Genomic DNA, 22,443 nt, shown 5'->3' on the forward strand with positions numbered 1-22,443 from the left:
TCCCCCTCCGTCACCACTCCCGTTGATCATGAAGTTATTGCCGCGACACGCCGCGGCGGACGACAACAACTTCATGGTCAACAGGACAGCAGGCCCGGGGGGCGCGCAGGGTCAGGGGGTGCGGATGGCGTCTAGGGCGAGCAGGGCGACGTGCAGGGAGAGGCAGGCCTCGACCGAGTCGAGGTCGACGTCGAGGATGCGTGCGATGCGGGCCAGCCGCTCGTAGAACGCCGGCCGGGACAGGTGCGCCGCCGCGGCCGCCGCCGACTTGTTGCGGCCCTGTTCCAGGTACGCCCGCAGCGTGCCGAGCAGCTGGTCGCGGGGGTGCCGGGCGTCGTGGGCGAGCAGCGCGCCGAGTTCCCGCTCGACGAAGGTCTGCACCCGGGGCTCGTCGCGCAGCAGGTGCAGCAGCCCGGCGAGCCCGACGTGGGGTAGCCGGAAGATGGGCAGGTCGCGGCGGTCGCGGCGGGCCGCGTCGGCGATCTGCCGGGCCTCGATCAGCGACCGCCGGGCCTCCCGCAGGCCGCCCACCCCGGAGCCGGCGGCGACGATCACCGCGTCCGGCGGCGAGGCGCCGGACACTGCGGGACGGGCCGGGGCGGCGTCGAGCCGGATCCGGCGCAGGGCGGCGGCGAACGCGGTCAGCGCCCGCTCCTCCGCGGCCGGGTCGGGCAGGGCGAGCAGCGCGCCCACCGCCTGGTCGTCGACGGCGCTGGTCAGCCCGGTAAGCTTCGCCTCCCGCAGCGCCTGCCCCACCGCCTCGGCGAGATCCCGCAGCCGCGCCGGGCCGGCCTCCGGGGCCGACTCGGCCGCCACGGCGCTCTCCCCGGTGGCGCCCTCGGGGGCGGGGTCGTCGAGGCGGTGCCGGACCACCACGCCGACCAGGTGCCGGCGTTCCAGCGTGACGCCGAGCGCCCGCGCCCGCAGCGCGACCTCGTCGACCGGGCGGGAGTGGTCGAGCAGGGCGGTGAGCAGGGTGCGGTGGATCTGCCGTTCCAGGCCCTCGGCGTCGCGCCGGATCAGCCGGCCCAGCGCCAGGGTGGAGGCGGCCCGCTCCACCAGGATCGTCAGCCGGGTCGGCGGGGTGCCCGTCGGCCGGCCGCCCAGCGTGGTCCCGGCGGCCAGGTCGCCCCCGCCGGGCCAGCGCAGCAGCAGCCGGCCCCAGTCCTGCCCCCGCGCGCCGACGGTGGTCACCAGCCAGCCGCTGTCGGCGTCGTACGCGGTGCGACCGGCGGGACGGATCCGCCGGGAGTGCTGCTCCCAGCCGTCCAGCAGCAGCTCGGCGCTCTCCCCCGCCGGGTCGTACGCGAGGACCTGCCGGGACAGGTTCTCCAGCACCACCGGGCAGCCGGCCAGCTCGGCGGCCTGCCGGACCACCTCGGCCGGGCCGGCGCCCTCGACCGACAACTCGGTGAACCGCTGGTGGATCTCCTCGGTGGCGCGCAGCTCGGTGAGCTGGGCGTCGACGATCAGCGCGTGCACCGCCTCGGTGATCCGGACGAACGGGGTGGCCCGGCGCAGCTCGACCAGGGGCAGGCCGCGCCGCTCGGCGGCGGCCGCCATCACCCGGGGCACCCCGCTGACGTACCGGCGGCCCAGCTCGACCACCAGCCCGGAGACGCCGACGTCGGCCAGGTCGCCGATGAAGGCGCGCAGGCCGGCGTCGTCGGCGGGCAGCCCGATGCCGGTGGTGAGCACCAGCTCGCCGCCGCCGAGCAGGGTGGCGATGTCGGGCACCTCGGCGACGTGCACCCAGCGGACCGGCGCGTCCAGGCCGGCGTCCCCGGCGACCAGGCGCGGCGCGCCGTGGCGGACCGGGTCCAGGGCGAGGACCTCACGCACGGTAGGGAACACGGGCGACACGCTACCGTCCGTGACCCCGTCCCACGACAGCCCGGCCCGGTGGCCAGCCGTGGGGGCTCAGAGCGGGTCGTCGCGGCCCAGCTCCCAGCAGGCCACCGCGGTGGCGGCGGCCACGTTGAGCGAGTCGACGCCACGGCGCATCGGGATGACGACCCGGGCGTCGCTGGCCTCCATCGCGGCCCGGGTCAGCCCGGCGCCCTCCGCGCCGAGCAGCAGCGCGGCACGGGCCCGCTGGGCGGCGTCGAGGCGCTGGATGGGCACCGCGTCCGGGGCCGGGGTCATCGCCAGCACGGTGAAGCCGGCCGCCCGTACCTCGGCGAGCGCGTCGGGCCAGGGCTCCAGCTTCGCGTACGGGACGGCGAAGACCTCGCCCATGCTGACCCGTACGCTGCGCCGGTAGAGCGGGTCGGCGCAGGTCGGCGAGAGCAGCACCGCGTCCACGCCGAGCCCGGCCACCGCCCGGAAGATCGCGCCGAGGTTGGTGTGGTTGTTGACGTCCTCCAGGATCACCACCCGGCGGGCGGTGGCCAGCACCTCGGCAGCGGCCGGCAGCGGCTTGCGGCGGAACGAGGCGAGCACGCCCCGGTGCACGTGGAAGCCGGTGGCCCGCTGGAGCACGTCCGGGGTGGCGGCGTAGACCGGCGCGTCGCCGGTGTCGAGGTCGGCGAGCTGGTCGACGCGCTTGGCGTCCACCAGGTACGACCGGGCCGGGTAGCCGGCGCGCAGCGCCCGCCGCAGCACCAGCTCCCCCTCGGCGATGAAGAGCCCGTGCGGGGGCTCCCAGCGGGTACGCAGCTCGACGTCGGTCAACGCGCGGTAGTCGGCGATCCGGTCGTCGTCGGGGTCGGTGATCTGGTGGACGGGCACGGCGACGATTCTGCCCGGTGCCCGTGGTGCGGCGGCCGGGGCGGGTCGCCGGGGCGACCCGGGCCACCCTCACCCCGCCGCACGCTCATAGCGCAGCAGCACGGTCCGGCCGTCGAAGACGCGCGACCCGGCCAGCCGCAGGTCCAGCCGCTCCGGGCCGCCGGGGAAGACCGGCCGGCCGCCGCCGAGCAGGACCGGGTGCACGATCACCTGGTACTCGTCGATCAGGCCGAGCGCGGTCAGCGCGGCGGCGGCGCCGGAGCCGCCGGTGAGCAGCAGGTCGCCGCCGGGCTGCTCCTTGAGCGCGGTGATCTCCTTGGCGAGGTCGTCGCCGCCGACCACCTGCGCGTCCCACTCGGCGCCGGTCAGCGTCCGGGAGACGACGACCTTCGGGGTCCGCCGCCAGATCGGCGCGAAGGCCAGGTCGTGCGGGTCCGTCGAGATCGACTCGGCGCGCGGCCAGTACCAGGACATCATCTCCCAGACCTTGCGCCCGTAGGCGAAGGCGCCGGCCCGGTCGGTCAGCTCCAGCGAGTACGCGGACAGCTCCGGCCCCATCGACGGCCAGTCGAACTCACCGTTCGGGCCCTCGATGAAGCCGTCGAGGGACTGGTGGACCCAGTGCACGACCTTGCGCATGATCTCTCCTCACGCCCGGGCGCCTCCGGTGGGCGCTCTCACGGGTGGGTCGGAGCGGGCCGACGGTTCCCGACAGCTCGGCGGAGATTTTCTTGCCCGGGCCGGCTAGCGTGCCGGGGCATGGCCCGTCCCATGATCATCGCGCTGGTCGGGGTCGACGGCTCGGGCAAGTCGACGCAGGCCCGGGCGCTGGCCCGACGGCTGTCCGAGCGGGGTGTCGGGGCGACGTACTTCGAGAACGCCGGCGGCCGCCCGGTGTGGAACCGGCTGGCCCACCGGCTCGGGCGGCGTGACGGTGTGCACCTGTTCGGCCGGCGCCTCTACCCGGCGCTGGAGGCGACGGTGCGCTGGCTGGCCGTGGCCCGGGCGGTCGCCGGGGTCCGGCTGACCGGCCGGGTGGGCGTGATGGACCGCTGGACCTGGTGCCAGTACGTGATCATGCGAGCCCGTGGCGACCGGGGCGTCCGGCTGGTCCGGGCGGCGTACGCGCTCTTCCCCCGTCCCGACCTGGTCTGCTTCCTGGCGGTGTCGCCCACGCTGGCGCAGCGGCGGGTGCGCGAGCGGGGCATCGACACCGAGGAGCTGGGCCACCTGGCCGCACTCGACGCCGCCTACCGGGCGCTGCCGGAGTTCACCGACTTCCGGGTGCTCGACGGCGAGGCCGACTCGACGGCGGTCGCCGCCGCCCTGGACCGGCTGGTGCGGCCGCTGGTCACCGGTGGGTCCGGGGACCGGGCGCGACCCGGCGGCTAGTGCGGTGTCCACTAACGTTCGCCGGGTTCGCCGCCCCTTAGGGAGATGTCGTAGGGGTGGTGTTGGGTTCAGTTCGTGCCTCGTCGTCGGGATCCGTCCGCGCCGCCGGTCGTGCATCGCACCGCGCGCGTCGCGGTGCGGGTGACATCGGGGCAGCGGCGGCGGTGCTTCGGGCTGCTCCGCTCCGCTGGTGACGTGTGGGCGTGCGTGCTGGAGGTCAACGCCTGGCGGCGCCGCCGTAGGGACGCGCCGTTGGTCGGTTATCAGCAGTTGTGCCGGGAGTTGGCGGCGTCCGGGCCGGGCACGTTCGCCGAGCTTGACTCCACGGGTGCCCGGTCGGTGTTGCGCCGGTTTTCGGATGCGTGGTTCGCGGCGGCGAAGCGCCGCAACGGCGGTGACCTGTCGGCGCGGTTCCCGCGTCGCCGACGTGGGTTGATGCCGGTGCGCTGGTATCACGGCACGTTCACCCTCGACGGCCGGAGGGTGCGCATCCCCACCGCCAGAGGCACCCCGCCGCTATGGGTCCGACTGGGGCGAGACCTGCCCTATCCGGTGGAACAGATCCGGTCGATCACCCTGCTGTGCGAGGGCGGCCGGCTGTTCCTCGACGTCACCGCCGAAGTCGCCGTCACGACCTACCCGCCCGGTGAGGAGCCGGATCCGGCCCGGGTGGCCGGGGTGGATCTGGGGGTCATCCACCCCTACGCAGTAGCCGGCCCCGACGGGGAGGGGCTGTTGGTGTCCGGGGGGCGGGCGATCCGCGCCGAACACCGGATGCACCTCGCCGACACCAAAGCCCGCCGCCGCGCCGTCGCCCGCCGGGCACCCAAGCCAGGTGAGCGGGGATCCCGGCGGTGGCGGCAGCACCGCCGCCGGGCACGCCTCGTGGAGGGTCGGCATCGGCGGCGGGTCCGCCAGGCCCAGCACGAAGCCGCCCGCACCGTCGTGTCCTGGTCGGTGCGCCAACGCGTCGGTGTGCTGCACGTCGGCGACCCCCGCGGGGTGCTCGACCTGCCTACCGGGCGGCGGCACAACCTGCGGCTGCGGCAGTGGCAGATCGGCCGGCTCATCCAGGTCCTCACCGAAAAGGCCACCCTGGCCGGCATCACCGTCCGGCTCGTCGACGAACGCGGCACCTCCTCCACCTGCCCCACCTGCCGACGGCGGATACCGAAACCCCGAGGGCGGACCCTGTCCTGCCCACACTGCAGATTCTCCGGCCACCGCGACCTCGTCGCGGCCGCCACCATCGCCACCCGCACCCCGGGCGGCGGACCCACCACCAAGACAGCCGCCGTGCTGCCCCAGGTGGTCACGCACCGTCGAGCAGGCCGCCACCTACCCGGCGCCGGCCAGTCCCGACGTGACCCCCGCCGCCCCACGCACCACCAGCGGCGTAAGGGTCAAGTTGGCCCGCGGAGGCCCGCCCCACCACCCGGAGGGGAGTCGCTCGCTGCCACGGCGAGGATCCACAACACCCACCGCAAATCCGGTGAACGTTAGTGGACACCGCACTAGGCGATCGTCCTGCCGCCTCCCGGCGCCGACCCGCCGCGCTCCCGCTCCAGCAGCGCCTTCAGCCGGGCCAGGTCCTTTCGGTTCGCCCGGCGCATCGCCGCCGCCATCACCGGGGCGGTCACCGTCGCGAAGCCGCGGGGCTCGCCACGGTTGCGCAGGGTCATCCGGGTGCTCCCCTGGCCCTGCGGTTCCCAGCGGTAGGTCGTCTCCATGGGAAACGGGCCCTGCGCGGTCCGCATGACGAGCCGCTCGCCGGGGACCAGCTCGACGATCTCGTACGTGTAGGCCAGCCGCCGACCGAGGAAATGCGCGACGAAGGCGAGACGGGACCCGACCCGCAGTGGCGGAGGCATGCGCCACTCCACCGACTCGATGTTCACGTACCAGGTGGGAGCGTTGCCGGGGTCGCCTGCGTACGCCGCCACGTCGGCGACCGGCCGGTCGATCACGATCTCCGTCACCACGTCCACTGCCATGGCGGCACTCCCCTCGGCGGACATCCCTCGTCCGGGCCCACGGTGGCGGTCCGCGGCGCGAGCGGCCCCCCTCATTCTGGCCGCCCTCCGGTCACGGCGCCCGCGCTACGGGAACCCATGACTCGGATCGACAGCACCGACCTAGGCTTCGATCATGGAGTACCGACTGGTCGACCGGCTGCCGACCGTCGAGGAGTTCGTCGCGGTGACCCGCGCCGTCGGCTGGGCCGACGCGTACGACCCGGCGGCGATCCCCGCCTCGCTGGCCGCCTCGCTGCACGCCGTGGTGGCGGTGGAGGGCGACCGGGTGATCGGGCTGGGCCGGCTGATCGGCGACGGGGCGATCTACTACTACCTGCAGGACCTCGCCGTGCTGCCGGAACGGCAGCGCCGGGGGGTGGGGGCCGCCATCCTCGGTCGGCTGGAGGAGTGGATCGCCGGCCGCGCCTCGGCGCGCACCTTCGTGGGGCTCTTCGCCGCGGGCGGGTCGGTCGCCCTCTACCGACGGTTCGGCTACGCCGTCCACGACGACATGACCGGCATGTTCCGGGTCGGCCCGCGCCGCACCTCCTGACCCGGCGACGGTCACCGTCCCCGAGGGGGAACGGTGACCGTCCACGATCGTGCGGCCGGCCGTCAGCCGCGGCGGCTCTGCAGCCAGCGCAGGATGTCGTCGGGGATCTCCTGCTCGCGCCGCGGCTCGTCCGGGCGGGGCGCCGGCTTCGGCTCGGGGCGCTGCGGGTTGCCGGCCAGCTCGCGGCTCGGCGCGGTGAAGTCGCGGACCGGCTGGCCGTCGACCGCGGCGCGGATGATCCGGGCGACCGCGTCGATCACCTTGCTCTGCACCGCGGCGCCGACGGCGTCGCTCGGGTCGTCCGGGTTGGCGGCGATCCCGGCGACCGCCACCTGCGGGGTGAACCCGACGAAGGTCTCGGTGGCGTTCTTCTCCGAGCTGCCGGTCTTGCCGGCGACCGGGCGGCCCACGATCCGGTCCACCCCGCTGGCCGTGCCGCCGTTGCACTGCGCGTACGCGGACTGCTGCCCCACCGGGCAGCGCGCCGCGTCGGTCGCGGCCCGGGCGACGTCGGCCTCCAGCACCCGCTTGCAGGACGGCTGGCCGACCGGCACCTTCGTGCCGTCCGGCGCGGTCACCGACACCACCGGGGTCGGGGCGCAGTACGTCCCCTCGGCGGCCACGGTGGCGTACGCGTTGGCCAGGTCGAGCGGGGTGGTGGCGGCCACGCCGAGGGTGAACGCGCCCCAGTCGGCGGCGTCGTTCGCGGCGAAGTCCGCGTCGGCCTCGGCGCGGAAGGTGATGCCCAGCCGCTGCGCCATCTCCACCACCTTGTCCTGGCCGACCTGCTCGGCCAGCCAGACGAAGTAGGTGTTCACGGAGCGGCCGAAGCCGTCCCACATCATCCGGTAGCCGTCCATCCGCTCCGGGTTCGCGTTGGCCGGGCACCACCTGCCGTCGCAGCTGCCCTCGCCCTCGGCGGCGTACCGGGTGGGCAGGCGGCTGGGGGCGTCGAAGCCGGTGGCGAGGGGCTTGCCGGCCTCCAGCGCGGCGAGCATGGTGAACATCTTGAACGTCGAGCCGGCCTGGTAGCCCTCGACGCTGCCGCCGCCGGAGATCAGCGGGTTGACCGTCTCGTTCTCCCCCACGCCGTACCGGCGGTTGACCGCCATCGCCAGCACCCGGCCGGTGCCCGGCTCGACCGCCGCGATCGGCACCGCCCGCGCGTCGTCGTCGGCGTACACCTTGCGGGCCTGGCTGGCCGCGGTGGCCTGCACGTCCGGGTCGAGCGAAGTGACCACCCGGTAGCCGCCCCGGCGCAGCGCCTGCTCCCGCTCCTCGGCGGTGGCGCCGAACGCGGGCTGCTCCAGCCACCACCGGCGCACGTAGTCACAGAAGAAGCCGGCGTCGTCGGTCCGGGTGGCCACGCAGCCGTTGGGCTGGGCGGTCGGACGCAGGGTGAGCTTCTCGGCCCGGGCCTGCGCCCCCTGGGCCTCGGTGATCACGCCGGTGGCGACCATCGCGTCGAGCACGTACCCGCGCCGGGTCAGCGCCGCCTCGGCGTCGCCGTCGATCGGGCTGTACTCGTCGGGCGACTGGACCAGGCCGGCGAGCAGGGCGGCCTCGCCGAGGGTCAGGTCCGCCGGGGCCTTGCCGAAGTAACGCTGGCTGGCCGCCGCGACGCCGTACGCCCCGGAACCGAAGTACGCGATGTTCAGGTAGCGGTTGAGGATCTCGTCCTTGCTGAGGGAGTCCTCCAGCGCGGTGGCGTAACGGATCTCCTGGAGCTTGCGCCCGACGGTCTGCTCGGTGGCGGCCTGCCGCTCCTCGGCGGTGCGGCTGGGATCGGTCTTGAGCACGTTGCGGACGTACTGCATGGTCAGCGTCGAGCCGCCCTGGGCCGAACCACCGGTCAGGTTGGCGACGACGGCGCGGGCCAGCCCGCGCAGGTCGGCTCCGCCGTGCGAGTAGAAGCGCCGGTCCTCGGCGGCGACGATCGCCTGCCGCATCACCGGAGCGATCTCGGCCAGCGGCACGTCCGTGCGGTTCACGTCGTAGAACGTGGTGAGCAGCGTCGTGCCGTCGTTGGCGTAGAGGTAGGACCGCTGCGGGGTGGCCGGCGTGCGCAGCGCCGCCGGCAGCTCGTCGTACGCCCCGAGGGCCGCCTTGGTCACGGTGCCCGCGAGCAGGTTGCCCGGCAGCGCGGCGACCGCGAGAACGAGGCCGGCGAGCAGGCCGGCGAGCAGCACGGTGAAGAGCCGCGACAGCGGCGACCGGGGTCGGGGCATGGTGTCCAGGATTGCCAGCAATTCGTGAAGCGGGCCACCCCGGCACGCGATTGTCAGCTAACTCACCGTGACCTGCCAGCCATCTCTCCGCCCCACACCCCTCCCGTCCCCACTCCGCCCTGTCATCCCCTCTGCACCGCCGCGCCCCCCGCGCCCCCGTCACGGCCCTCCTGTCCCCGCTCGCCCGACTGCCTGGCGTTGATCAAGAGGTTTGCGTCAGCCGGCGGCCATTTCCCGACGCAAACTTCTTGATCAACCGGCGAAGGCGGGCGCGGGCGCGGTGCGGGGGCGGGGGGTCAGGCGGCGGGGAGGGGGCCCTGGGGGCCGCCGGTCGAGGTGGGGACGCTGGCGGTGGCGGCGTCGCGGGCGATCGCGGCGGGGACCAGCCGGCCGGAGCGGTAGCCGATGCCGATGCCGGAGATCAGGACGAAGATGGCGCCGAAGGTCTGCAGCGAGCCGATCAGCGCGCCGCCGAGGCCGAGCAGCGGGGCGGCGATCATGAGCATCACGCCGTCACCCATCGAGAACATCCCGGAGCGGGCCACCGACCAGCCGGTGAACAGCCAGCCGGCGCTGTAGAAGGTGGCGCCGACCAGGACCAGCATCCGGGCGGTGGTCCCGAAAACCGGGGTCTGCTCGGCCAGCCCGGCGAAGGGCAGCATCAGCACGGTGCCGGCGATGCTGACCAGCAGCCCGGTGACGGCTACCTTGCGGTCGCGGGTGGCGGCGAGCAGCCCGGTCAACGCCAGCAGGGCGAGCAGGCCCAGCCAGACCGCGGCCACCCAGCCCACCAGGTAGAGCGGCCGGCCGTCGGCCGGGTACGGGTCGTTGCCCACCCCGCCGTCGCTGGCCATCGCCACCACGCCGTACAGCACCGCGTACGCGGGCAGCAGCCACACCGACGCGCGGGCGAAGCGCCGCAGCGACCACGCCCAGCTCGCGTTGGTGGCCGGCGCCGCGGGGCCCGGGTCGCCGACGAAGGGCAGTACGCCGAACCCCCCACCGGTACGGCGGGTACCCAGCGGGCCGGCGGGATCGTGCGCGCCGGGGACGGGGGTGCTGGAGAAGAGCCGCTTCGCCGGGTCCATGGTCACCTCGCTCGCTCCGACGGGCGGCGCGGGGACGCATCCGGCGCCCCGGCTCCTGGCCACCACCCGTCCGTCAGACCGATCGTGGCAGGCGCCGGGACGCCGTATGAGTGTTTCTCGCATTTGCCGTCCGAGGTCGGACGGCCGCCGGATCAGCCGCGGGCGCGCTGGTCCGACGGGTCGTTCACCAGGCTCTCCGGCGAGACCGGCTCCGGGGCGGGCAGCCCCTGCGGGGCCTTGCCGCCGGTGGCCTGCGCCTCGGCGACGCGTACCTCGTCGTGGATCGCCTGGGCGGCGGTGGCCGCCGCCCGGGCGGCCTCGGCCGCCTCGCGCTCGACCTCGCTGGCGGTGTTGGAGGCCTCCGGCGTCGGCTCGTCGCCGACCATCCGGCTCAGCCCGCCGAGCGCGCCGCCCATGCCCTCCAGGGCCTTGGTCAGCTCGGCCGGGACGATCCAGACCTTGTTCGCGGTGCCGTTCGCGATCTGCGGCAGCGCCTGGAGGTACTGGTAGGCCAGCACCTTCTGGCTCGGGTTGGCCTGGTGGATGGCGTCGAAGACGGTACGGATCGCCTTGGCCTGACCCTCGGCCTGGAGGATCCGGGCCTGCCGGTCACCGTCGGCGCGCAGCACCGCGGACTGCTTGTCACCCTCGGCGGTGAGGATCTGCGACTGCTTGTGTCCCTCCGCGGTCAGGATCGCCGCCCGGCGGTCCCGCTCGGCGCGCATCTGCTTCTCCATCGAGTCCCGGATGCTCGCCGGCGGCTCGATCGCCTTGATCTCCACCCGGGTGACCTTGATGCCCCAGCGTCCCGTGGTCTCGTCGAGCACCCCGGAGAGGTGCCGGTTGATCTCCTCCCGGCTGGTCAGCGCCCGCTCCAGGTCCAGCGAGCCGATCACGTTACGCAGCGTGGTGACGGTGAGCTGCTCGATGGCCTGGATGAAGTTGGCGATCTCGTAGGTGGCCCGGACCGCGTCGACCACCTTGTAGTAGAGGACCGTGTCGATCGACACGACCAGGTTGTCCGAGGTGATCACCGGCTGCGGCGGGAAGCTGACCACCTGCTCGCGCATGTCGACCTTGGTACGCACCGCGTCGATGAACGGGACCAGCAGGTTCAGGCCCGGGTTCAAGGTGCGCTTGTACTTTCCGAGCCGCTCCACCACGTCCTGACGCTGCTGCGGCACGATGCGTACCGCCTTGACCAGCGTCACCACGACGATCAGGGCCACGGCCACCAACAGGACCGCTGCAAACTCCATACCGCTCACCTTTTCGCTTCCGGCAGCTCGCCGGGGGAGGAAATGTCGTCCTGCCACACCAGGGCGGTGGCGCCCCGGACCTTGATCACCTGCACCCGCTCACCGGGCTCGAACGACTGCGTCGCGTCGTACGGCCGGGCGCTCCACAGCTCACCGTCGATCTTGACCAGGCCGTGCCCGTCGTCGACCCGCTCCAGCACCAGCGCGGTGGCGCCCTCCAGCGCCTCCACCCCGAACGCCTGCTCGCCGGTCTCCAGCGCGCTGCGCGCGTGCCGGGCGATGACCGGCCGGACCAACGCCACCGAGAGCACCGACACGGCGGCGAACACCAGCGCCTGCACCGGGACCGGGGCGCCCAGCGCGGCGGCCCCGGCGGCGGCGAACGCGCCGGCCGCGAACATGATCAGAAAGAACGTCGTCGTGAAGATCTCGGCGACGCCCAACAGCACACCCAGTACGACCCACACCACGGCGTCCACCAATCAATCGTGACACGCCGACGCACGCCGCACCGACCCCCATGATCAGTAAGCTCGCCGGGGTAGGCCACGACCGACCGAGGAGAACGCCGTGCCCCTGCTGCCCGAGACCGTCCGCCGGGCTGACGCGCTGGTGGCGCAGGCGCAGTCCACCGGCCGCGCCCCGTCGCTGGTGCTGGGTGTCGTCCGCGACGGGACGCTGGCCCACCTCGCCGCCGCCGGGGACCACCCGCGTCCCGACGCCGACCTGCAGTACCGGCTCGGCTCGATCAGCAAGACCATGACGGCCACCCTGGTCATGCAGCAGCGCGACGCCGGTCGGCTCGCCCTGGACGATCCGCTGGAGCGGCACCTGCCCGGCACGCCGGTCGGCGCGCTGACCCTGCGCCAGCTCCTCGGGCACGCCGGCGGGCTGCAACGCGAGCCGGACGGGCAGTGGTGGGAGCGGACCGAGGGCGGCGACCTGGCCACGCTGGTCGCCGGGCTGACCCCCGACAAGATCGCGTACCCGCCGCACCGGGCGTACCACTACTCCAACCTGGCGTACGGGCTGCTCGGCGGGGTGCTGGAACGGATCACCGGCACGCCCTGGGCGGAGCTGACCCGGGAGCGGCTCCTGACGCCGCTCGGCATGCACCGCACCACCTACGACGCCACCGAGCCGTACGCCCGCGGCTACGTGGTGCACCCGTGGCACGACACGCTGCGGGAGGAGCCCTGTACCGACACCGGGGCGATGGCGCCCGCCGGGCAGCTCTGGTCCACGGTGGCGGACCTGGCCCGCTGGGCGGCGTTCCTCGCCGACCCCGCGCCGGCCGTGCTCGCCCCGGAGACGCTGACCGAGATGTGCGCGCCCGTGGTGATCAGCGACCTGGACTCGTGGACCGGCGGGCACGGCCTCGGGGTGGAGCTCTACCGGGAGGGCGATCGGGTCTACGTCGGACACGGCGGCTCGATGCCCGGGTACGTCGCCGCGCTGGCCGTGCACCGCCCGAGCCGTACCGCCGTGGTCGGCTACGCCAACGCGTACGGCCTGCGCTCGGCCCACCTCGGCGGGCTCGCCCGGCAGCTGCTCACCCTGGTGCTCGACACCGAGCCCGAGCCGGTGACGCCGTGGCGGCCGGCCGCCGCGCCGCCGGCCGGGGAACTGGCCGAGCTGACCGGCCGCTGGTGGTGGATGGGCGTCGAGTTCGAGTTCCGCGCCGACCCGGCGGGCGAGCTGTGGGCCGGCCGGGTCGGCGAGCCGGTGCTCCGGTTCACCCCGGAGGGCCCGGACCGCTGGCGGGGCCGCACCGGCGCCCAGGACGGCGAACTCCTCACCGTGGTCCGCGACGAGGCCGGCCGGGCGGTCGCCCTCGACATCGCCACGTTCGTCTTCACCAGCACCCCCGACCAGGAGCCCTGAGCCCTTCGGGTGCGCGTCGCCGGCCCGGCCACACCGGCGGGCGGACGAGCGGGAGCCGGCGGGCGGTCAGCCGGGCTCGGTGACGAAGTCGATCAGGCGTTCCATCGCGTTGATCAGCGGCGTCTCCACGTCGGCGAAGCTGTCGACGCGGGACAGGATGTGCCGCCACATGTCCGCCGGCTCGGCCACCCCGAGCGCCGCGCAGACGCCCTCCTTCCAGGGCCGCCCCGGCGGCACCACCGGCCACGCCGCGATGCCCAGCGCCGCGGGCTTCACGGCCTGCCAGACGTCGACGTACGGGTGGCCGGTGACCAGCACGTGCGGCGAGGTCACCTTCGCCACGATCCGGCTCTCCTTGGAGCCGGGCACCAGGTGGTCGACCAGCACCCCGAGCCGCCGGGTCGGACCGGGGCCGAAGTCGCGCACCTCGGCGTCGAGGGCGTCGATGCCGTCCAGGGGCTCGACCACCACGCCCTCGATCCGCAGGTCGTCACCCCAGATCCGCTCCACCAGGGCGGCGTCGTGCACGCCCTCCACCCAGATCCGGCTCGCCTTGGCCACCTGCGCCCGGACGTTGTCGAGCGCGATCGACCCGGAGGCGGTCCGTCGGCGGGCCGCCGGCACCGGGGCGCGGGTCGGACGGCGCAGCGTCACCGGCCGGCCGTCGAGCAGGAACGCCGCCGGCAGCAGCGGGAAGTTGCGCCGCCGACCGTGCCGGTCCTCCAGCACCACCGCACCGGACTCGAACCCGACCACCGCGCCACAGAAGCCGGAGTCGGCGTCCTCGACCACCAGGTCCGGCTCGGCGTCGACCTCCGGGGTCACCTTCCGCCGCCGCCAGTCCCCCGCCAGCACGTCCTCGCCGTATCGCCGCGCCATGTCGATCAAACTAACCGCCGCCCCGGCGCGCCGCCCGCCGACGCGCCGCCGCACCCGCTCGGTGGCAGCCCGGCCCCACCTGCCCAGCGCTCCTCATGATCGGGTCCCAGTTTCCGAGGAAGCGCCAGGGCGGGGGCGCAGCCGGGCGGGTGGGGGCGAAGCGGGCAGTTCGGGGCAGGTGACGCGGCCGGAGCGGCAGTCGAGACAGGGCAGGCGGGGACCACGTACCCTTTCGGCATGTCCTCCCCCGCAACGGGCGCGGCCACCCTTGCCCCGCGCCGGTCGAGCCGGTTCGTTGCCTGGGTACGCGCCTGGCGCGCCGGCCTGGTGCCGTACGACGAGGTCGCCGAATCCATCGCCGGCGACGAGGAGCACCTGGTCGCGGACGCGCCCGGCACCTGGACCGACGTCCCGCTGCGCGACGCGCTGCCCAGCCTGGCCAAGCTCTCGCCCGACGAGATCCGGTTGGTGCTGCCCGCACCCGGCGACCCGCGCGGCCTGCCCGGCCCCGGCGACTTCGCCGGCGCGGCGCTGCTCGCCGGCGAGGCGGTGGTGGCCGGGCCGCTGGGGCTGATCCCCGAGGTGCGCACGCACACGTCCGGTTCCGGGATGACCTGGGAGACCGTGCTCTGGCGGGTGTACCCGCTGCCGGCCGACGCGCCGAAGGCGTCGCTCGCGGCACCCGGCGCGGCGGAGGCCGAGGCCGAGCTGGCCGCCGCGCTGGCCGAGACGACCGCCGCGCTGACCCGGCTCGACGTGGCCCAGTGGCGGCCCGAGCTGGCCGGGGCCCTCGCGGCGCTGCGCCGCCCGGACGGCGCCACCGACCTGCCGCCCGGCTTCGACCCGCGCGCCCGGCGGCTCTTCGCCCGGGCGGCCGTGCTGGACCGGGTGCTCGCCCTGGCCGGGCACAGCGCGCCGGGCGGGGCGATCAACAACTACGAGGCCCAGCAGCGCGACGCCGCGCTGCGCCCGCTCACCACCGCCTGCCGGCAGGCGCTGGTCGCCGCCTGCAACGCTCCGCTGCGCCCCTGAGGGCGTACCCGTGCCGGCCGGCACGGACGACGGACGCCCGGCCGGCGCACGACGCCGGTCGGTCAGATCTCGTCGATGAGGTCGGCGACCGAGTCGACGATCCGCGACGGCCGGTACGGGTAGCGCTCGGCCTCGACCCGGCTGCTGATCCCGGTGAGCACCAGGATGGTCTCCAGCCCGGCCTCCAGGCCGCAGAGGATGTCGGTGTCCATCCGGTCGCCGATCATCGCGGTGGTCTCCGAGTGCGCGTTGATGGTGTTGAGCGCCGAGCGCATCATCATCGGGTTGGGCTTGCCGACGAAGTACGGCTCCACCCCGGTCGCCTTCGAGATCATCGCGGCGACCGAGCCGGCGGCCGGCAGCGCGCCCTCCACCGACGGGCCGGTGACGTCCGGGTTGGTGCAGATGAACCGGGCCCCGTCGTTGATCAGCCGGACCGCCTTGGTGATCGCCTCGAAGCTGTAGGTGCGGGTCTCCCCCAGCACCACGTAGTCCGGCGCGAAGTCGGTCAGCACGTAGCCGACCGCGTGCAGCGCCGTGGTCAGCCCGGCCTCGCCGATCACGTACGCGGTGCCGCCCGGCCGCTGGTCGGCGAGGAACTGGCCGGTGGCCAGCGCCGACGACCAGATCGCCTCCTCCGGCACGTCGAGTCCCATCCGGACCAGCCGGGCCTGGAGGTCCCGCGGGGTGTAGATCGAGTTGTTGGTCAGCACCAGGAACGGCTTGCCGGAGGCGCGCAGCCGCTTGACGAACTCGGGGGCGCCGGGCACGGGCTGGCCCTCGTGCACCAGTACGCCGTCCATGTCGGTGAGCCAGCTCTGCACCGGCTTGCGGTCCTGCATCGTCTCGTCCCAGGGGGTGTCGGAGTGGGTGGTCTCAGGGGCGGCGGGCGGCCGGCACGCAGCACGGCGTGGGACAGGTGTCCCACATCGGCAGCTCACCGAGGCGGCGGCGCAGCCGCTCCCCGTCGGGCGTGGTGCGTTCGGCCACCAGTTCGCGGACCATCGCCACGAAGCGCGGGTCGGTGCCCGGGGTGCCCGCCCGGACGAGGTCCAGGCCGAGCCGCTTGGCCGTCTCCAGCGCCTCGGTGTCCAGGTCCCAGACCACCTCGAGGTGGTCGGAGACGAAGCCGATCGGGCTGACCACCACGCTGGTCACCCCGGACTCGGCGAGCGCGGTCAGGTGGTCGTTGATGTCCGGCTCCAGCCACGGCACCTGCGGCGGGCCGGACCGGCTCTGCCAGACCAGGTCGTACGGCAGGTCGGGCGCGGCGGCGGCGTGCACCAGCCGGGCGACCTCCGCCAGCTGCGCGGTGTACCGGCCGCCGTGCGGGCCGGCGGTGGCCGCCGCCGAGACGGGAACGGAGTGCGCGGTGAAGACCACCCGGGTGGTGTCCCGCTTCGCCGGGTCGAGCTGGGCCAGCGCCGCCTGCACCGCGTCGGCGTGCGGCTCGACGAAGCCGGGGTGGTCCCAGAACTGGCGCAGCTTCTCGATCACCGGGGCGTCCGCGCCGACGGCGGCCCGGGCCGCGGCGATGTCCTCCTGGTACTGCCGGCAGGACGAGTAGCCGCCGTACGCGCTGGTGACGAAGGCCAGCGCCCGCGTGACCCCGTCGTCGCGCATCCGCGCCACCGTGTCGGCGAGCATCGGATCCCAGTTGCGGTTGCCCCAGTAGACCGGCAGGTCGACGCCGTTCGCGGCGAAGTCCGCCCGGATCGCGGCGAGCAGCTCGCGGCACTGCTGGTTGATCGGGGAGACCCCGCCGAAGTGCAGGTAGTGCTGGACGACCTCGTCGAGCCGCTCCGGCGGCACGCCCCGGCCCCGGGTCACGTTCTGCAGGAAGGGCAGCACGTCCTCGGGGCGCTCCGGGCCGCCGAAGGAGACCAGCACCAATGCGTCGTACGCCATGGTCCCATTCTCCCCCGACGGCCGGGCCGGCCCGGCGGCCACCCCGCGGGCACCGGCGTGCGCCGGTGGCTCAGGCGCCGATCGCGTGGTAGCCGCCGTCGACGTGGACGATCTCGCCGGTGGTGGCCGGGAACCAGTCGGACAGCAGCGCCAGGCAGGCCCGGGCGGCCGGCTCCTGGTCGGTCAGGCTCCAGCCGAGCGGGGCGCGCTCGGTCCAGGCGTCCTCGAACTGGTCAAAGCCGGGGATCGACTTGGCGGCGATGGTGCGCAGCGGGCCGGCGGCGACCAGGTTGCTGCGGATGCCCTGCTTGCCGAGGTGCAGGGCGAGGTAGCGGGAGGCGGACTCCAGGCCGGCCTTGGCCACGCCCATCCAGTCGTAGACCGGCCACGCCTTGGTGGCGTCGAAGGTGAGCCCCACCACGGCGCCGCCGGACGACATCAGCGGCAGCGCCGCCATGGCCAGCGACTTGTACGAGTACGTGGAGACCTGCAGCGCGGTGGCCACGTCCTCCCAGGGGGCGTCGAGGAAGCCGCCGCCGAGGCAGCTCTGCGGGGCGAACCCGATCGAGTGCACCACCCCGTCCAGGCCGTCGACGTGCTCGCGCACCTTGTCGGCCAGGCCGGCCAGGTGCTCCGGGTTCGTCACGTCCAGCTCGATCACCGGGGCCGGCTCGGGCAGCCGCTTGGCGATCCGCTCGACCAGGGAGAGCCGGCCGTAGCCGGTGAGCACGACCTGCGCGCCGTTCTCCTGGGCGAGCTTCGCCACCGAGAAGGCGATCGAGGCGTCGGTGATGACACCGGTGACCAGCAGCCGCTTACCGGCGAGCAGTCCGGACATTGCAGTTTCCTCCATCGTCGTGCTCAGTGACCCATGCCGAGGCCGCCGTCGACCGGGATGACGGCGCCGGAGATGTAGCCGGCGGCGTCCGAGGCCAGCCAGGTGACCACGCCCGCGACCTCGTCCGGTTCGGCGAACCGGCCGGCCGGGATGGCCTTGCGGTACTCGGCGCGACGCTCGTCGGGCAGCTTGGCGGTCATGTCGGTGTCGATGAAGCCGGGGGCGACCACGTTGGCGGTGATGTTGCGGCTGCCCAGCTCGCGGGTGATCGAGCGGGCCACGCCCACCAGGCCGGCCTTGCTGGCCGCGTAGTTGACCTGACCGACGCCGCCGTAGAGGCCGACCACCGAGGAGATGAAGATCATCCGGCCCCACTTCGCCCGGAGCATCTTCGTCGACGCCCGCTTGGCGCAGCGGAAGGTGCCGGTGAGGTTGGTGTCCAGCACACCGGTGAACTGCTCCTCGGACATCCGCATCAGCAGCGTGTCGTCGGTGATGCCGGCGTTGGCGACGAGCACCTCCACCGGCCCCAGCTCCGCTTCGACGGCGGTGAAGGCCGCGTCCACCGACGCGGCGTCGGTGACGTCACACCGGACGCCGAAGAGCCCGGCCGGGGCGTCGCCGCTGCGGTGGGTCACCGCCACCCGGTCGCCCTGCTTGGCGAACGCCTGCGCGATGGCCAGGCCGATCCCCCGGTTACCGCCGGTCACCAGCACGGTACGGGCCACGGGTCCCCCTCTGCTCAGCTGATCTCTGCGTCGGTCGGAGCCTAGGCGTTACCGACAGGTAAGCGCTAACGCCCGGACCGCCCGGGACCCCGTCCGAGGGGTCCGGACGCCCCTCCCGGCCCCTCCCGGCCCCTCCCGGCCCCTCCTCGCCGACCCTTCGGTCGGGTCGGTCCAGACGCTCGGCCGGGTGCGCGGCGGCAGCGTCCCCGTTGTACGATGATCGGCGTTTGCGGGTCGGCGTCCGGCCCGCGTTCCGGGCCCCGCCGACCGCAGGAGGTGATCGCTGTGCGAGATAGCGATCCTCCCAGTCGTGGCCGGGCCCTCCGTCAGCCCCGCTGAGCCACGACTCAGTCGGTCGAGCTGACCCAGCTCCCGCTCCCCGCACCGCCCGCCTCGGCCACCGCCGGGGTGGCCGGCCCGCGCCGTCCCGCTCGCGGGACGGCCCACGGTGGAGCCGCCCGGTCACGACTTCGTGTGCGCGTCCTGCTCAACCCCTGCGGTCCGCCCCCGCACGCGCGGACCGTCCAGCCGCCACCCGGAGCCGTCCATGAGCCGTTACGTCGCCCCGCTGGGCTTCACCCTCGCCGCCGTCTGGGTGGCCGTCGTCTTCGTCCTGGCCGGCGGCGGTCACTGACCACCACCGGCCGCACGGCCACCCGTCCCGCCCGCCCGCACCCCGGACGGGTCCCGCTCGCACCCCGGACGGGCCTCAGAGCATCCGGGACGACCAGAGCAGGCTCAGCCCGCCGGCGCAGAGCGCGAGCAGCAGGGCCACCCCCGCGTACCACTGGGTGATCTCGCGCGGCTGGGTGCGGAACCCGATCGAGCTGCCCATGTCCTGGTAGACCTGCTTCAGCTCGGAGACCGAGGCCGCCTCGTAGAAGTAGCCCTCGGTGGTCTCGGCCAGCTGCGCCAGCGCCAGCCGGTCCACCGGCACCCGCTGCGGCTGACCGTTGATGTCGACCTGCCCCGAGTCGGTGCCGAAGGCGATGGTGGAGACCGGCACGTTGGCCGCCTGCGCCGCCGCGGCGGCCTCCTCCACCGACCGGCCCGACGTGCGGAAGCCGTCGGAGAGCAGCACGATCCGGGCCGGCGGAATGCCGGCCGTGCCGTCGGCCGGGACCGAGCGGATCGCCTCCAGGCAGGTGAAGACCGCCTCGCCGGTGGCGGTCGCCTCGGCCAGGGTCAGCCCGTCGATCGCCGCCGTCACCGCCTCCCGGTCCTTGGTGGGGGCGACCAGCACGTTCGCCGACTTGGCGAAGGAGACCAGCCCGAGGTTGTAACTCTCCGGCAGCTCCCCGACGAACTGCTTCGCCGCCTCCTGCGCGGCCTCCAACCGGTTCGGCGCCACGTCGTCGGCCTGCATGGACAGTGAGACGTCGATCGCCAGCATGACGGTGGCCCGCTCCAGGGGCTCCCGGGTGTCCACCGCCGGGCGGGCCATCCCCGCGGCCAGCGCCACCAGGGCGAGCAGGAACGCGGTGGCCGCGGCGTGCCGCCGCCAGCCCAGGCCCTTCGGCGCCAGGGTCCGCAACAGGTCCACGTTGGTGAACCGCATCGCGTACGCCCGGCGGTGGCGCTGCCGCCAGACGTAGAGCGCGGCGAGGGCCAGCACCGGCAGCAGGGCCAGCAGCCACCACGGTTGCAGAAAACGGATCATCGCGTCGTCCCCCGGGTGCGAGCGTGCCGCTGCGCGGCCACGAATCGCACCATGTCCAGCAGCCAGTCTCGATCGGTACGCAGGCGCAGGTGCCCGGCGCCGGCGGCGCGCAGCTCGGTGGCAATCGCCTCGCGCTGGGCGGCCGCCGCCTCGGCGTACCGCCGGCGCAGCCGGGGATCGGCGGTCTGCACCTCGTGCAGCTCCCCGGTCTCCGGGTCGACCACCGGCAGCACCCCCACGTCCGGCAGCTCCAACTCGCGCGGGTCGACCACCTCGATCGCCAGCACGTCGTGCCGGACCCGCAGCTTACGCAGCGGCCGGCCCCACTGCTGCGGCGGCGCGAGGAAATCCGAGATCACCACCGCCAGGCCCCGCCGCCGTGGCGGGCGGTTGAGCAGGTCGATCAGCGCGCCCAGGTCGCTGCGCCCGGGTCGGACCGGGGTGTGCGCGACGGCCCGCAGCAACGCGTGCGCCTCCCGGCGACCCGAGCGGGCCGGCACCCGGGTGAGCACGCCCGGCCCGACGGGCGGCGGCGGGGCGGCGCGCCACCGGCCGGCGGGCGCCACGGTCTCCGCGCCGGTGCCGATCACCGCGCCGATCCGGTTGCCGCCGCGCACGGTCAGGTGGGTCAGGGCGGCGGTCGCGGCGATCACCACCTCCCGCTTGAGCCAGCGCCCGGTGCCGAAGTCGAGGCTCGCCGACAGGTCCACCGCGAGCCAGGTCTCCAGCTCCCGGTCGGCCACCGTCCGCCGCACGTGCGGCATGGTGGTCCGGGCGGTGACCGGCCAGTCCATCCGGCGTACGTCGTCGCCGGGCCGGTACTCCCGCGACTCCCCCGCCTCGCTGCCCGGGCCGGGCAGCAGTCCGGCGTAGTCGCCCTGGAGCAGGCCGTCGAGCTTGCGGGTGACCAGCAGCTGCAACCGGGACAGCACCGCCTCGGTCCGCTCGCCGCCGGCGCCGGCCGGGCGCACGGGTGAGGTCACGGCCGCTGCCCGGGCCAGCCGGCGCCGGGCGGCGCGCTGACCGGCGGCACCGGGGTCGCCTGCTGGCGGGGCGCCACCGAGGGCAGCGGGATCGTCGACATGACCCGGTGCACCACGTGGTCGGCGGGCACGTCGTCGGCGAGCGCGTCGTAGCTGAGCACCAGCCGGTGCCGGAGGATGTCCGGCGCGATGTCCTGCACGTCCTGGGGCAGCGCGTAGTCGCGGCCGCGCAGCAGGGCCAGCGCCCGGGTGGCCCGGACCAGGCCGAGCGAGGCGCGTGGGCTGGCGCCGTACTGGATGAACCGGGCGACGTCGGGCATCCCGTGCTCGGCCGGGGTACGGGTGGCCAGCACCAGCCGGACCGCGTAGTCGACCAGCGCGTTGTGCACGAAGACCTGGTCGGCCTTCTGCTGCAGGGCGATCAGGTCGTCGGTGGTGAAGACCTGCGCCGGCTCCGGCGGGGCGACGCCCATCCGGTAGACGATCTCGCGCTCCTCGGCGTCGGTCGGGTAGCCGACCACGATCTTCATCAGGAACCGGTCCCGCTGCGCCTCCGGCAGCGGGTAGACGCCCTCCTGCTCGATCGGGTTCTGGGTGGCCATCACCAGGAACGGGTTCGGCACCCGGTGCGTCTCGCCGCCGATGGAGACCTGCCGCTCGCTCATCACCTCCAGCAGCGCGGACTGCACCTTCGCCGGAGCCCGGTTGATCTCGTCGGCGAGGAGGAAGTTGACGAAGACCGGGCCCAGCTCCACGTCGAACTTCTCGCTGGACTGCCGGTAGATCCGGGTGCCCATGATGTCGGCGGGGACCAGGTCCGGGGTGAACTGCACCCGGGCGAAATCGCCGCCGACCACCTTGGCCAGGGTCTCCACCGCCAGCGTCTTGGCCACCCCGGGTACGCCCTCCAGCAGGCAGTGACCGCGGGCGAGGAGCGCGACGAACATCCGCTCCACCATCCGGTCCTGGCCGACGATGACCCGTTTGATCTCGAACAGCGCCCGTTCCAGCAGGCTGGCATCCTCCGCCGGCGTGCTCACCGGTGTGCTCACCGGCGTGGGCGTCTCGGGGGCCGACCCGTTCGGGGTCGGGGCGTCGGGCGTGGTCGGCTGGGCCACCGGTCCTCCACAGCATGATCGGTCGTCGCGGCGTGGTGCGTGTCAAGACTCCCATGCCTGGCTGAGAGCCGATGGAGGGAGAAGCCGATTTCCGCCGCGCCGTCCCGTTCGCCGAATCGCTGAACGAGGGTGGACACACAGGGGTCCG

Annotated in this window: 21 protein-coding genes; 5 read left to right on the top strand and 16 right to left on the bottom strand. The window is 74.3% G+C overall.

The window, feature by feature from the left end; translation table 11 throughout:
• Positions 1-111: 111 nt before the first annotated feature.
• From ACTMS9_RS15105 to ACTMS9_RS15115, 3 genes are all read right to left on the bottom strand, one after another.
• The gene (locus ACTMS9_RS15105) at positions 112-1,893 is read right to left on the bottom strand and encodes a PucR family transcriptional regulator (RefSeq protein WP_441165265.1); all 1,782 of its coding nucleotides are present in this window, start codon (positions 1,891-1,893) and stop codon (positions 112-114) included.
• A gap of 27 nt (positions 1,894-1,920) precedes the next feature.
• Positions 1,921-2,730, bottom strand: coding sequence for a TrmH family RNA methyltransferase (locus ACTMS9_RS15110; RefSeq protein ID WP_088964527.1), 810 nt, complete (start codon positions 2,728-2,730; stop codon positions 1,921-1,923).
• A 69-nt stretch (positions 2,731-2,799) separates the two neighbouring features.
• Positions 2,800-3,369, bottom strand: coding sequence for a dihydrofolate reductase family protein (locus ACTMS9_RS15115; RefSeq protein WP_441146737.1), 570 nt, complete (start codon positions 3,367-3,369; stop codon positions 2,800-2,802).
• Between the two features lie 120 nt (positions 3,370-3,489).
• Here ACTMS9_RS15115 and ACTMS9_RS15120 point away from each other — a divergent pair, with 120 nt between their 5' ends.
• Positions 3,490-4,122 carry a dTMP kinase gene (locus tag ACTMS9_RS15120; RefSeq protein WP_441165243.1) on the top strand — a complete coding sequence of 211 codons (633 nt, stop codon included), beginning with the start codon at positions 3,490-3,492 and terminating at the stop codon, positions 4,120-4,122.
• A 141-nt stretch (positions 4,123-4,263) separates the two neighbouring features.
• Positions 4,264-5,625, top strand: coding sequence for an RNA-guided endonuclease InsQ/TnpB family protein (locus ACTMS9_RS15125; protein WP_441165244.1), 1,362 nt, complete (start codon positions 4,264-4,266; stop codon positions 5,623-5,625).
• 11 nt (positions 5,626-5,636) lie between these two features.
• On the opposite strand, the gene ACTMS9_RS15130 is transcribed toward ACTMS9_RS15125, so the two are convergent.
• Positions 5,637-6,116 carry an SRPBCC family protein gene (locus ACTMS9_RS15130; protein ID WP_441165245.1) on the bottom strand — a complete coding sequence of 160 codons (480 nt, stop codon included), beginning with the start codon at positions 6,114-6,116 and terminating at the stop codon, positions 5,637-5,639.
• 154 nt (positions 6,117-6,270) lie between these two features.
• Here ACTMS9_RS15130 and ACTMS9_RS15135 point away from each other — a divergent pair, with 154 nt between their 5' ends.
• Positions 6,271-6,690, top strand: a complete 420-nt coding sequence (locus ACTMS9_RS15135) for a GNAT family N-acetyltransferase (RefSeq protein ID WP_441146745.1) — start codon at positions 6,271-6,273, stop codon at positions 6,688-6,690.
• Positions 6,691-6,752: 62 nt separating this feature from the next.
• Here the strand turns inward: ACTMS9_RS15135 and ACTMS9_RS15140 are convergent, their stop codons facing one another.
• The 4 genes from ACTMS9_RS15140 to ACTMS9_RS15155 all read right to left on the bottom strand — a co-directional run bounded on the left by ACTMS9_RS15140 (position 6,753) and on the right by ACTMS9_RS15155 (position 11,744).
• Positions 6,753-8,918: a transglycosylase domain-containing protein gene (locus tag ACTMS9_RS15140; RefSeq protein ID WP_441165246.1), complete on the bottom strand. Its 2,166-nt coding sequence runs from the start codon at positions 8,916-8,918 to the stop codon at positions 6,753-6,755.
• Positions 8,919-9,214: 296 nt separating this feature from the next.
• Positions 9,215-10,006, bottom strand: a complete 792-nt coding sequence (locus tag ACTMS9_RS15145; protein ID WP_154936090.1) for a hypothetical protein — start codon at positions 10,004-10,006, stop codon at positions 9,215-9,217.
• A 152-nt stretch (positions 10,007-10,158) separates the two neighbouring features.
• Positions 10,159-11,265: an SPFH domain-containing protein gene (locus ACTMS9_RS15150; RefSeq protein WP_280838289.1), complete on the bottom strand. Its 1,107-nt coding sequence runs from the start codon at positions 11,263-11,265 to the stop codon at positions 10,159-10,161.
• A 5-nt stretch (positions 11,266-11,270) separates the two neighbouring features.
• The gene (locus ACTMS9_RS15155; protein ID WP_441146751.1) at positions 11,271-11,744 is read right to left on the bottom strand and encodes an NfeD family protein; all 474 of its coding nucleotides are present in this window, start codon (positions 11,742-11,744) and stop codon (positions 11,271-11,273) included.
• Positions 11,745-11,835: 91 nt separating this feature from the next.
• On the opposite strand from ACTMS9_RS15155, the gene ACTMS9_RS15160 reads away from it, so the two are divergent.
• Positions 11,836-13,149 (top strand): serine hydrolase domain-containing protein, encoded by a 1,314-nt coding sequence (locus tag ACTMS9_RS15160; RefSeq protein ID WP_441165247.1) that lies wholly within the window; start codon positions 11,836-11,838, stop codon positions 13,147-13,149.
• Positions 13,150-13,215: 66 nt separating this feature from the next.
• Here the strand turns inward: ACTMS9_RS15160 and ACTMS9_RS15165 are convergent, their stop codons facing one another.
• Positions 13,216-14,028, bottom strand: coding sequence for a DUF3097 domain-containing protein (locus ACTMS9_RS15165; protein ID WP_154936086.1), 813 nt, complete (start codon positions 14,026-14,028; stop codon positions 13,216-13,218).
• A 237-nt stretch (positions 14,029-14,265) separates the two neighbouring features.
• Between ACTMS9_RS15165 and ACTMS9_RS15170 the strand changes: the two genes are divergently transcribed.
• Entirely contained in the window at positions 14,266-15,060 is a 795-nt protein-coding gene (locus ACTMS9_RS15170) for a hypothetical protein (protein ID WP_154936085.1), read from the top strand.
• Positions 15,061-15,122: 62 nt separating this feature from the next.
• Here the strand turns inward: ACTMS9_RS15170 and ACTMS9_RS15175 are convergent, their stop codons facing one another.
• From ACTMS9_RS15175 to ACTMS9_RS15205, 7 genes are all read right to left on the bottom strand, one after another.
• A complete protein-coding gene (locus ACTMS9_RS15175) occupies positions 15,123-15,902 on the bottom strand; it encodes an HAD-IIA family hydrolase (RefSeq protein ID WP_154936084.1) in 780 nt (259 codons plus the stop codon).
• A 34-nt stretch (positions 15,903-15,936) separates the two neighbouring features.
• Positions 15,937-16,968, bottom strand: a complete 1,032-nt coding sequence (locus tag ACTMS9_RS15180) for a ferrochelatase (RefSeq protein WP_441165248.1) — start codon at positions 16,966-16,968, stop codon at positions 15,937-15,939.
• Between the two features lie 70 nt (positions 16,969-17,038).
• Positions 17,039-17,806, bottom strand: a complete 768-nt coding sequence (gene fabI / locus ACTMS9_RS15185) for an enoyl-ACP reductase FabI (protein WP_154936082.1) — start codon at positions 17,804-17,806, stop codon at positions 17,039-17,041.
• Between the two features lie 23 nt (positions 17,807-17,829).
• Positions 17,830-18,534, bottom strand: a complete 705-nt coding sequence (gene fabG, locus ACTMS9_RS15190) for a beta-ketoacyl-ACP reductase (RefSeq protein WP_154936081.1) — start codon at positions 18,532-18,534, stop codon at positions 17,830-17,832.
• A gap of 709 nt (positions 18,535-19,243) precedes the next feature.
• Complete coding sequence (locus tag ACTMS9_RS15195) at positions 19,244-20,194, bottom strand: VWA domain-containing protein (protein ID WP_280838282.1); 951 nt, start codon at positions 20,192-20,194, stop codon at positions 19,244-19,246.
• The gene (locus tag ACTMS9_RS15200) at positions 20,191-21,195 is read right to left on the bottom strand and encodes a DUF58 domain-containing protein (RefSeq protein WP_441165266.1); all 1,005 of its coding nucleotides are present in this window, start codon (positions 21,193-21,195) and stop codon (positions 20,191-20,193) included. The genes ACTMS9_RS15195 and ACTMS9_RS15200 overlap by 4 nt, the downstream gene beginning before the upstream one ends.
• Entirely contained in the window at positions 21,174-22,295 is a 1,122-nt protein-coding gene (locus ACTMS9_RS15205) for an AAA family ATPase (protein ID WP_441146763.1), read from the bottom strand. Before ACTMS9_RS15205 ends, ACTMS9_RS15200 begins: the two co-directional genes overlap by 22 nt.
• Between the last annotated feature and the right edge of the window lie 148 nt (positions 22,296-22,443).

Origin of the sequence: Micromonospora sp. L31 (assembly GCF_052068075.1) — a bacterium.
GTDB classification, from domain to species: Bacteria; Actinomycetota; Actinomycetes; order Mycobacteriales; family Micromonosporaceae; genus Micromonospora; species Micromonospora purpureochromogenes.